This window comes from Cytobacillus sp., assembly GCF_964223445.1.
In the GTDB taxonomy this organism is placed as follows: Bacteria; Bacillota; Bacilli; order Bacillales; family Cytobacillaceae; genus Cytobacillus.
In genome coordinates, this window is record NZ_CAXQGS010000142.1 from 1 (window position 1) to 10,303 (window position 10,303).

Annotated in this window: 11 protein-coding genes; 1 reads left to right on the forward strand and 10 read right to left on the reverse strand. The window is 40.4% G+C overall.

Translation table 11 applies throughout. The annotated features are described in order from the left end of the window. The first annotated feature begins 436 nt into the window (after nucleotides 1–436). Nucleotides 437–655 carry an alpha/beta-type small acid-soluble spore protein gene (locus ACEQ1T_RS24475; RefSeq protein WP_035326833.1) on the forward strand — a complete coding sequence of 73 codons (219 nt, stop codon included), beginning with the start codon at nucleotides 437–439 and terminating at the stop codon, nucleotides 653–655. A 65-nt stretch (nucleotides 656–720) separates the two neighbouring features. Here the strand turns inward: ACEQ1T_RS24475 and fumC are convergent, their stop codons facing one another. The 10 genes from fumC to ACEQ1T_RS24525 form a co-directional block, all read right to left on the reverse strand. Further along, nucleotides 721–2,103: a class II fumarate hydratase gene (gene fumC, locus ACEQ1T_RS24480; RefSeq protein WP_370225160.1), complete on the reverse strand. Its 1,383-nt coding sequence runs from the start codon at nucleotides 2,101–2,103 to the stop codon at nucleotides 721–723. A gap of 431 nt (nucleotides 2,104–2,534) precedes the next feature. Next, nucleotides 2,535–4,547, reverse strand: a complete 2,013-nt coding sequence (locus ACEQ1T_RS24485; protein WP_370225162.1) for an ABC transporter ATP-binding protein — start codon at nucleotides 4,545–4,547, stop codon at nucleotides 2,535–2,537. Then, the gene (locus ACEQ1T_RS24490; protein ID WP_370225164.1) at nucleotides 4,544–6,301 is read right to left on the reverse strand and encodes an ABC transporter ATP-binding protein; all 1,758 of its coding nucleotides are present in this window, start codon (nucleotides 6,299–6,301) and stop codon (nucleotides 4,544–4,546) included. The genes ACEQ1T_RS24485 and ACEQ1T_RS24490 overlap by 4 nt, the downstream gene beginning before the upstream one ends. A gap of 566 nt (nucleotides 6,302–6,867) precedes the next feature. Beyond that, a complete protein-coding gene (locus ACEQ1T_RS24495) occupies nucleotides 6,868–7,656 on the reverse strand; it encodes an alpha/beta fold hydrolase (protein WP_206834947.1) in 789 nt (262 codons plus the stop codon). Nucleotides 7,657–7,900: 244 nt separating this feature from the next. Continuing rightward, nucleotides 7,901–8,218 carry a YbjQ family protein gene (locus ACEQ1T_RS24500; RefSeq protein ID WP_206834944.1) on the reverse strand — a complete coding sequence of 106 codons (318 nt, stop codon included), beginning with the start codon at nucleotides 8,216–8,218 and terminating at the stop codon, nucleotides 7,901–7,903. Further along, a complete protein-coding gene (locus ACEQ1T_RS24505) occupies nucleotides 8,199–8,402 on the reverse strand; it encodes a hypothetical protein (protein WP_206834941.1) in 204 nt (67 codons plus the stop codon). Before ACEQ1T_RS24505 ends, ACEQ1T_RS24500 begins: the two co-directional genes overlap by 20 nt. A gap of 15 nt (nucleotides 8,403–8,417) precedes the next feature. Beyond that, nucleotides 8,418–8,618, reverse strand: a complete 201-nt coding sequence (locus ACEQ1T_RS24510) for a sigma-Y antisigma factor component (RefSeq protein WP_206834940.1) — start codon at nucleotides 8,616–8,618, stop codon at nucleotides 8,418–8,420. Beyond that, nucleotides 8,615–8,965 (reverse strand): YxlC family protein, encoded by a 351-nt coding sequence (locus tag ACEQ1T_RS24515; RefSeq protein WP_370225167.1) that lies wholly within the window; start codon nucleotides 8,963–8,965, stop codon nucleotides 8,615–8,617. Before ACEQ1T_RS24515 ends, ACEQ1T_RS24510 begins: the two co-directional genes overlap by 4 nt. Beyond that, entirely contained in the window at nucleotides 8,919–9,482 is a 564-nt protein-coding gene (sigY, locus tag ACEQ1T_RS24520) for an RNA polymerase sigma factor SigY (protein WP_370225168.1), read from the reverse strand. Before sigY ends, ACEQ1T_RS24515 begins: the two co-directional genes overlap by 47 nt. Before the next feature lie 150 nt (nucleotides 9,483–9,632). Continuing rightward, on the reverse strand, nucleotides 9,633–10,303 hold a 671-nt coding region (locus ACEQ1T_RS24525; RefSeq protein ID WP_370225169.1), incomplete at its 5' end, for an MFS transporter.

Sequence of the window (10,303 nt, forward strand, 5' to 3'; positions counted from 1 at the left end):
TCATCTGATCGATCGGCATATAGGCACTGGAATCATCGTAAAAATCCATTAATCTTCCACTGTCCTCCATACTGCTTCCACAGGAGCTGCATGTTGCTTCCAGTTTCTCAAACCCGTTGCAGACAGGGCATATGGCCATTTTCAATCCTCTCCCTTTCGTTAACTTAGGTGATATTTCATATGGTTTGTTTGTTTAAGCAGTGTTATGTAAAACTCCTAATCAGTAAGTCCCTTCAGGAAAAAATTCCCGTTTTCTCAAAAGAATAAACTCTTATAAATCAAACATAATAGAGAGTAAACACAGCGGCATCAAGCACCCGCACTAAAAAAACGATGGGTTACGCCAGGCAGTGGAGCAGGATAAAATCCTTGAGCTGGTGCAATTCCAGCTAACCCAACCAAAAAACCAACACTTATTTTACGAGGAGGAAATCACATGAACAACCAATCATCTAGCAGAAGCAATTCCTCAAACCAATTACTAGTACCAGGAGTAGCACAGGCACTTGATCAAATGAAGTACGAAATCGCTACTGAATTTGGTGTAAACCTTGGAGCAGAAACAACTTCCCGCGCTAACGGATCTGTTGGCGGAGAAATCACAAAACGCCTTGTACAAATGGCTGAACAACAGCTTGGCGGCGGTTCTTTTTAATAAAGCAATATAACAATTGAATAAATATGGCTTGGCCCTCCTACTTGAAAGGAGGGCCATTTATATTAAATCATTTTTTCGGGAACAACCCAATTCTCATATTGTTCTTCAGTAATATACCCTGTTTTTAATGCTGCTTCTTTCAAGGTTGTATTCTCCCTGAAGGCGAGTTTGGCTATTTCCGCTGCTTTTTCATAGCCTATATGCGGATTAAGTGCGGTTACAAGCATTAGTGACCTCTCAACATGGCCATTAATCACTTCTTTATTAGCTTCCAGTCCCATCATGCAATTTTCATTGAAAGAGGCCATGCCATCTGCAAGGATTCTGATGCTTTGAAGAAGATTATAGATAATAACAGGCTTGAACACATTCAATTCGAAATTTCCCTGACTGGCAGAGAATCCAATTGAGGCATCATTTCCAAAAACCTGGCAAACCACCATCGTAAGGGCTTCACTCTGTGTCGGATTTACTTTGCCTGGCATGATTGAACTGCCAGGTTCATTTGCAGGTATCGATAATTCCCCAATTCCGCTGCGTGGCCCGCTTGCGAGCCAGCGGACATCATTGGCAATTTTCATTAAATCTGCCGCAAGACCCTTCAATGTGCCATGAACATGAACAATTTCATTATGGCTGGTCAGGGCTTGAAATTTATTTTCAGATGATCGGAATGAATAGCCAGTAAGTCTGGATATTTCGTTTGCCATTTCAGATCCAAATGACTTATCTGCATTAATGCCAGTACCGACTGCAGTACCGCCAATTGCTAATTCAAGCAGATATTGCTTTGCATCCGTCAGCATTTTTACATTCTTTTCAAGCATGGCACGCCAGCCGCTGATCTCCTGGCCCAATGTAAGGGGAGTTGCATCCTGTAAATGGGTCCTGCCTATTTTCACGATTGTTTTAAAAGCCTCCTCTTTCAATTTGACCGTCTTTATTAATTCCTTCAATGATGGAAGCAGTTTCTTCTCCACCTCTGTATAGGCTGCGATATGCATTGCAGTCGGAAATGTATCATTCGAGCTTTGAGACATATTGACATCATCATTCGGATGAACTTTAATCTCTTGCAGTCCCTTCTCGGTCAGCAAGTCATTTGCCTTTTTAGCGACAACCTCATTTACATTCATATTTGTTTGTGTGCCACTCCCTGTCTGCCAGACAGCCAGAGGAAAATGACTGTCAAACTTATGATCAAGAACTTCATCACAAGCCCTTGTGATGGCATCCTTTTTATCATCAGACAGTTTCCCGAGTTTATTGTTGACTACTGCAGCTGAACGTTTTACCTTAGCAAAAGCATAAATCACTTCCATCGGCATTTTTTCAATGCCTATTTTGAAATTATCCTTGCTCCGCTGCGTCTGGGCTCCCCAATATTTATCCGCAGGCACCTTCACTTCGCCAAGTGTATCCTTTTCAATTCTGAAATCAGCCAAATTTCATACCTCCTTAAATAATCACTATGATCCATATTTATTCTTTTCCCTTATTTTTAAAATTAATGATAAAAAATGGAATAAAAAAACTGCCGGGCGCTAAAGCCGGCAGCTATGCTTTTACAATTGTATATCCTATGAAGTATCCAAGCACCATAATACTTGCAATCACCAAAGTAATAGAAAATTCCTCCATTTGATCTCCTCCAAATGTTTGATAATATCAAAATACCATGAAATGACTGAACAGAAATTCTTTGCCGGGTACTATTTTGTGTCCGAAAAGTGAAAATTAATTGAACAAAATGTTTATGTCACTTGCGGGATAAAATGAAGAATCCGAGGATAAATTTAATTTTTTCGTGGATATACTCATCATATATCAATTTAAAAAAAACCGAAAAAAGAAAGCGCCATCCGGCGCTTCCCTGCTATCCTGCAAGTGTTGATCCTTGCTGGAGCTGATACATTTGATAATATTTACCTTTTTGATCCATTAATTCATCATGGTTTCCTTTTTCAACTATTTTACCTCTATCCAAAACGAGGATTTGATCAGCATTTCGGATCGTCGACAGCCGATGGGCGATAATAAAAGTGGTTCTCCCTTTTTTCAGCACATCCATGGCTTCCTGGATAATCAATTCTGTCTCCGTATCGATACTTGATGTTGCTTCATCGAGGATCAGGATGGCCGGGTCAAAAGCTAGTGCGCGCGCAAAGGAAATAAGCTGCCTCTGCCCGCTGGAAAGCGTGCTTCCCTTCTCGATAACCGGCTCATCGAAACCTTTTTCAAGATGCTGAAAAATCTTATCAGCTCCTACATCCTTCAGAGCTTTCTCCACTTTATCACGCGTTATTTCGGTGTCATCAAGACTGACATTGGAAGCAATGGTCCCTGTGAACAAAAAAGGATCCTGCAGGACGATGCCCATATGTTTGCGAAGTTCCTGCCTTGGAATTTGTTTTATATCCCTTCCGTCGACCATAATTTTGCCTTCCTGGCAATCATAAAAACGGAAGAGAAGATTCATGATTGAGCTTTTCCCTGATCCGGTATGGCCAACCAGCGCAACTGTCTCTCCGTGCTTTGCTTCAAAATTTAAATCCTTCAGGACATATTCCTTCTCTTTATAGCCAAAGTGTACATGATCGAATGTCACATCCCCTTTATAGCGGGATATTTTATTATCACTAATATCAATGCCCTTTTCATCAAGCAATTTGAAGACTCTTTCACCTGCAACAAGAGCCTGCTCCAGATTGGCCAACTGATTAACAATACCCTGCACCGGCTGAAACAGGCGGTTAATGTAGTCTACAAATGCATAAAGCATCCCGAGTGAAATGACAGATGATGCATTTAGCGATTCTCCACCAAAATACCAGATAAAGGAAACAAAGACCATGTTTCTCAGTACCCCCACTAAATTATGTGAGGTCAGTGAATTCAGGCTCAAAAGTTTATTCTGGAAGGTAAAATGCTCTGTATTCAGCTTTTCAAAATCCTTTTGTGTATCTTTTTCGCGGCCAAACGCCTGGATGATGTTCATTCCCTGAATCGATTCGTTCACCATGCCATTGATATCACTCACCCTGGAACGGATTACATGATTGTATTTCGATGCATACTTACGGTACACAATCGCCCATACATATAAAATCGGGAGGAGGATTAAACAGATTGCAGCAAGCTTGGCATCTAAAATAAATAAAGCGATATAAATACCTGAAATATATATGGCACTTGTAAAAAAGGTTGCCAGTACTGTCACATAAAGCTCACGTATGGCTTCTGTATCATTAGTTATACGGGCAACCACTTTGCCTGCCGGCAGATTGTCAAAGTAACTGATTGGCAGTCTTTGAATCTGCCCGAAGACATCCTCTCTCATATGCTGAATGATCCTATTTGCCGACTTCTGCAGATAAAACCGCTGGCCGTACTGAAAAAATGCAGCGATAACCAGCAATCCAAAGTAAAAGGCCAAAAGCTTTACGATCTTAGGAATCTCAGGTGAATAAAAAAGCATCAATTCTTCACCAGTCAATTCCTTACCAGCATATGTTTCAGTCTTGCCGCTTTTTTCAATAATCAGTTTGCCATCTTTAAAGGTTCGCTCTCCATCAAAAGCAATGTCACCGCTGATAAAAATGAATTGGCTTCCAGCCTGCAGGATGCGGGCATGATCTATTTTCTGCTCATCCTGATCAAGGTTTTGCTCTTTTTGGTAGAAATGTCCATCATATTTAACAGCATTTTCTCCGCCTTCTGTCTGATACCAAACAGATTCAATCCCAAGGATATGGTCATCGATCATTTTCTTAGCTATGAATGGACCCGCCAGATCTGCTGCTACAGCTATCGTAAGCATCAGCAGTGCGGCAATAATTGTTTTTTTATAATGAAGTGCATACCGAATTAAACGTTTCCCCGTGGTCATGAAAGCACCTCCTCTTCCTCAGAGACTTGAGTTTGCTGCCTCAAAAACTGTTCCTTGTACCACCCATCTGCAGCCATTAAGTCTTCATGAGTGCCTTCTTCAGCGATTCTGCCTTCATCAAGGACAATAATATGCTCGGCGTGTTGGACAGCCGACATCCTGTGTGTTGTAATAATTGTCGTTTTACCCTTGCGCTCAGTCCGAATATTATCAATGATCTTTTTTTCCGTTTTTGCATCAACGGCTGAAAGTGAGTCATCAAGTATCAGAATTTCCGGATCCTTCACTAGTGCACGTGCAATGGAAATCCGCTGTTTTTGACCTCCTGATAAGGCCACACCCTTTTCACCGACAAGAGTTTCAAGCCCTTCAGGCAGCAGTTCAAGGTCTTTGCGAAAAGCTGCCAAATCAATTGCTTTTTGCATATCTTCTTCAGTCGCTTCCTCTTTTCCAAAAAGGATGTTTTCCCGGACAGTTCTGGAGAAAAGAACATGATCCTGTGGAACATAACCGATCCATCCCCTCGTTCTTTCAAGCTCCTGTTCTTCAATCGGAACATCTGCAATTGCAAGCTTCCCGGTGCCTGATGGATATTCTCTTAATAGCTGCTTTATAAAAGTGGTCTTCCCGCTTCCTGTTTTTCCTACAATCCCCAGCGTTTCCCCGCGTTCGATATGCAGCTTAATCCCTTGGAGGTTGGCTGTTTTTGAGGAAGGATATTGGAAATGAACATCATTAAAGGTAACACTTGCAGGGGTTTCAACGATAGACGGGTTTTCAGGATTCTTAATATCCTGCTTAGCGGACAATGTTTCCTGTACCCGATCGAGGGACGCATTTCCCCTTTGCATAACATTAATTAATTCTCCGATAGCAAACATCGGCCAAATCAGCATGCCCAAATACACATTAAATGACACGAGCTGGCCCAGAGTGATCGCTTGATGGAAAACAAGATAAGCACCGTATCCCAGTCCTATAAGATAGCTTAAACCCACAATCACTTTTATGGTTGGCTCAAAAAGTGAATCAATTTTGGCCACTTCAATGTTTTTGTTATAAACATCTTCAGTGAGTTCATGGAACCGCTGCTGATCTGCTCTTTCCTGCACATAAGCCCGCACCACCCGAACTCCTGAAACGGATTCAAGAACCCGGTCATTGAGTTCTCCGAAGGCATCCTGAGCGCTCATAAATCGTGTATGAATTTTCTTCCCGTAAATTTTTATCAGATAAGCCATGATAGGCAGTGGCAATATTGCTGCAAAAGTTAGTTTCCAGCTAACCAGAAATCCCATTGTAAATAATATCGTCAGCATAAATACGCTGGAATCCACCAGTGTCAATATTCCGAATCCGGCAGTAACCGAAATAGCCTTTAAATCGTTTGTAGCCCTGGCCATTAAATCACCGGTGCGGTTTTTCTCAAAAAATGTTGGGGTCATTTTCAATAGGTGTCCCATAAACTGTGAACGCAGTTTCCTTTCTACCAAAAATGCCCCTCCGAAGAGCTGATACATCCAGATATAAGTTATTGCATAGGACACGATTGTAATGATTGCCAATAAGCCAAGGTATTCCATTATTTTAGCACTGCTCATTTTACCCAGATGGATATCATCAATTGCCATTCCTACAAGCCTTGGAGGCATTACATCAAAGATTCCGACAATGATCAGCAGAGTAATGGCAAGTGTGTACCTTTTCCAGTTTTCTTTAAAAAACCAGCTTAATTTTCCTAAAATCGAGAACAACGCTCTCTCTCCTTTCCCGCATGAAGCTCAAGTTTTAATCACGAGCCTTCATACATAAACATCAGCAATCCATAACTAGCCTCCATCCAGATCCTCAGGCAGTATTGTCTTTCTTTTCACTCTTAGTGCATTCATAAAATTATCCTCCTTTTTTCGTAATTGCTGCCGAAACAGCCGCTTATAAAAGCGTAAATATATGGAAACAGGCTATGCCTGCAATTCCTATTTCAGCTTTAATCGGACAAAAAAAGACATACCGCGGCATGCGATATGTCTAAATAGACAAAAGAGCCCACGTCACAATATGTAACCCGGGCTCCTTCAAAATAAAATGTACAGGCAGATCCTGTTTACATTTTTATATGCTTTAAAGGAGAGGTTACAGATTTCCTTTTTTGAGTTGTTTTTTGATGATGATGAACTAAGATCATTTTGTAACCCTCCTTTTCATTTTTTTCCATATTGGTAAGATTATCACCGCTTACAACAAAAGTCAATCCGCTTTTTTCCTATTCTTAAAAATTTTCTGTCATCAGCTCATCTAAAAAAGGATCCTCTGGGATCCTTTATGAAGCCAATCTTCTTTTTTGCCTCCTGATGAAATCGATGGTTATCTGGTTAAAGGCATCAGGTTTATCAATGTTGCATACATGTCCTGCACCTGTAATGACTTTAACTGTAGCTGTTTTTGCCTTCTGGGCAATGATCTTTACAGACTTAATAAACAGATGGTCTTCCTGCCCCATGATAAAAAGGGTAGGAATGTGGGAAATGGTTGACTGGATCTTTCCAAGGTATGGATTGACTGACTTTGTTAAGGACAGCCAGTTGATGAATTCTTTTTGGCACATTTTTGCCGCCTGTCTTACAAAGGCATGTCTTGATTCAAGATGATTTCTTTTTGGCATGATGATCCAGGCAAAAAGCTGATAAAGAAGCATATATGGCAGCATATACTTAGTCAAATTGGCAATGGCTATCAAAAATCTTGTACGACAGTTCAATTCTGTAATGGCTCCGCCCAAAATCATGGAAGCCACTCTTTCCGGGTGATCCTGTGCAATTGTCTGAATCACTATTGTCCCCAGTGAGATTCCTACAAAGTGGGACTCGGTGATATGGAGATGATCGAGCACCTCAACGATTTCATGAGATACTTCTGAAAAATGATCCCCTTCTTCCCAGGTGCCTCTTCCAGATTGACCATGTCCGCGCAAATCTACCAGCAAAACATTGAAATGCTTCTTGTACTCTTTCATTTGTTTATACCAAATTGCAGAGCTGCCTCCTGCACCATGAACAAAAGTAACCCATGGCAATGATTCATCTTTCACATACGTACGGTAATATAGCATATAAACTCCAATCCACATTCATGTGTCATTTTCATTGTGTTGTTTTATAAAGAAGTTTCACTCTATTGTAAAGGATTTCAGCGTAAATTGCTTTTAATATCACAAAAAATTCACTAGTTTCTTTTCAAGTATTTTCTGCCAAATATCCTCCTGCAAAACTTTCCCTATTAATCACATTGAAAAACCTGTCATATCTATCAAAACACAAAAAAAACCAGCTATTCATCAGCTGGTTTCTTTCCTGTTATTCTTCAATAATAGCTGCGGTTCCGTATGCAATAATCTCTGCGGCATTCTGCATAACAGCTGAAGTCTGCAGCCGCATTCCAATAATTGCATTGGCCCCTTTTGCCTTTGCATCTTCAACCATTCTGCCTATGGCCTTCTGTCTTGCTTCATCCATCATTTCAGTATATTCGCCAATTTCTCCGCCTACAATTGTTTTCAACCCTGCTAGAATATCTTTTCCTATATGTTTTGTCTGTACTGTACTTCCTCTTACAAAACCTTTAATTTCTTTAATCTCTTTCCCAGGTACCACATCAGTAGTCACGATAATCATTTTTTTCTTCCTCCTCTTTTTCTTTTTTTCTCTCAGCTAACAGCACAATAAATATCGCAAAAATCATTAAAGCATATAAGATATAAAACATAATCGCTGCCTTAATATTGATGAATAGCATGGCGATTCCAAGCAGCTGGCCTCCTGTGGCTGTAAGCAGCAGCATCTGTTTTAACTTTTTCATCCTTCCATCCCTCAATTATTCTTTTTTCTGCCAAATTTTTCTGACGAAAATCAAGTAAAACAGCGTCGGCATTGGTGCCTGAATTAAACCAATAATTCCCCATAGCCAATAATTGTGGCCGTGCTTTCTAGCATCCAGGAATAGGAAGGTACTCTGTGCAATTAAGATGATCCCCACAGCAATCAGCAAAGGGAGGGAAATTTCTTCGCTGCTCATGTGCCATTCACCTGCTTAACAATGCTGACTGTACTATAAGCCATAATAAAAACAGTAACAATTCCCTGCAGAATAAAAAAAGCAGCTGGAACCTGATACAGCATGAATAATACAGAAGTTACAATGAAGAGTGCTGCAACAGTGAAGATAGCTAAGTCCTTGATCAATTCCCTTTTCATCGACTGTTTTTGCTCTGCAACTAAGTGTTCAAAAAATTGCAGATCAGGTGTATAAACCGGGACATTTTCTTCCAGCGATTCCAATCCGTCTTCTATCTTCTTTACAGCAGCCAGAAAATTCTCATCTTGATGATCTTGTTCGAGCTGCAGTACTTTCCTGTTCGCCATGAAGCTTCAACTCCTCTCTTACAGACATGATTCCATTGTGCACTCTTGACTTGACAGTGCCTGAAGATATCTTCATCATTTCTCCTATTTCCTCATATGAGTAGCCATAATAATGTTTAAGAACGATAGGTATCCTTATCCCGTCTTTTAATTTTCCCAAAGCCGATAAGGCATCATTCCATTCTTCATTTCGGCTTTCAAGATGCCATTTCATTCGTCTGGATACTTCTTCCTCTTCTTTCCAGTTCCTCTCTCTTTTCGATTTTCGCTTCTGATCAATATACAAATTCGTGGCAATGGAAATCAGCCAGGAAGAAAATTTCGATTTGCCATTGAACAGGCCGATTTTTTCAACACATTTGGCCATTGTTTCCTGGGCAAGCTCTTCAGCTGCATCAGGATTCATAGTAATTTTAATTAAGTATTTAACCAGAAAGGGATAGTTATTTTTAAAAAGCATGGCAAAAGCGAGCTGATCTCCTCGTTTAGCGCTTATTAAAAGGTCTTTCTCCTCCATCAGCTTCTTTCCTCTCTTCACTATCATCCCATTGTTAACTATTTATTTCACTCATAAGACGCTCAAGAGATGAAAACGTTCATATTTATTTTTAAATTTTTTTCATACATAAAAAGCCCCTATATTAGGGACTTTTAGTCTTTTATTACATTATACTGCACCAGTTTGTTCCAAAGAATGTGCTTCACTGCTTTTTTCTGACTTTTTCGTCAATCTTGGAAGGACAAGGCTGTAAAAAACACCAACAAGTGCTAAACAGCCGCCTACCATCCAATAAAGCATTTCTACTTTGAGGAGTCCAGGAAAGCTGACAGCAATAAATCCGAGTGTTAAGGATTGGGAAAGCATCATCAGCGGGCTTATCCATCCCTGTACCCTTCCCATCATCTTCGGATCAACAATGCTAGGCATCCAGCCGCCAATGGCAATGTTCACTAAAGGAAGTCCAACTGCTGCAGCAAATAATAAAGAAAGGAAAATGAACGTGTTTTCTGCAAAAGAGGCAGCAATGATGAAACTTCCGGATAACAATAATCCGGCAATGATCAGCTGATAAAGTTTGAATTTTTGAGTAAGCAAAGAGGCAGCAAAGCTGCCAATCAGAACGCCAATCCCAAAGGTTATTCCAAGCAGGACTGAATATTCCTCATAGGCGTGCGGCTCCAGCTTATATTTCAGCATAAAAATTGGCATTATGGAAAACCCGCCGTTTACCGCTCCGAAAACGAAGAAACCAACAAGCAAGGAAGATAATAACTTGTGCTTTAGAATATATTTCATTCCAAGATTAAAGTCCCTGAGGACAATCGCGATATTTAAGT

Bases quoted from the DNA above. Each gene is read 5' to 3' on its own strand.
- ACEQ1T_RS24475 (WP_035326833.1), top strand. From the start codon at position 437: ATGAACAACCAATCATCTAGCAGAAGCAATTCCTCAAACCAATTACTA.
- ACEQ1T_RS24500 (WP_206834944.1), bottom strand. From the start codon at position 8,218: ATGATTATCGTGACTACTGATGTGGTACCTGGGAAAGAGATTAAAGAA.
- sigY (WP_370225168.1), bottom strand. From the start codon at position 9,482: ATGGAGGAGAAAGACCTTTTAATAAGCGCTAAACGAGGAGATCAGCTC.
- ACEQ1T_RS24515 (WP_370225167.1), bottom strand. From the start codon at position 8,965: ATGGCGAACAGGAAAGTACTGCAGCTCGAACAAGATCATCAAGATGAG.
- ACEQ1T_RS24495 (WP_206834947.1), bottom strand. From the start codon at position 7,656: ATGCTATATTACCGTACGTATGTGAAAGATGAATCATTGCCATGGGTT.
- ACEQ1T_RS24510 (WP_206834940.1), bottom strand. From the start codon at position 8,618: ATGAGCAGCGAAGAAATTTCCCTCCCTTTGCTGATTGCTGTGGGGATC.
- ACEQ1T_RS24505 (WP_206834941.1), bottom strand. From the start codon at position 8,402: ATGAAAAAGTTAAAACAGATGCTGCTGCTTACAGCCACAGGAGGCCAG.
- ACEQ1T_RS24485 (WP_370225162.1), bottom strand. From the start codon at position 4,547: ATGACCACGGGGAAACGTTTAATTCGGTATGCACTTCATTATAAAAAA.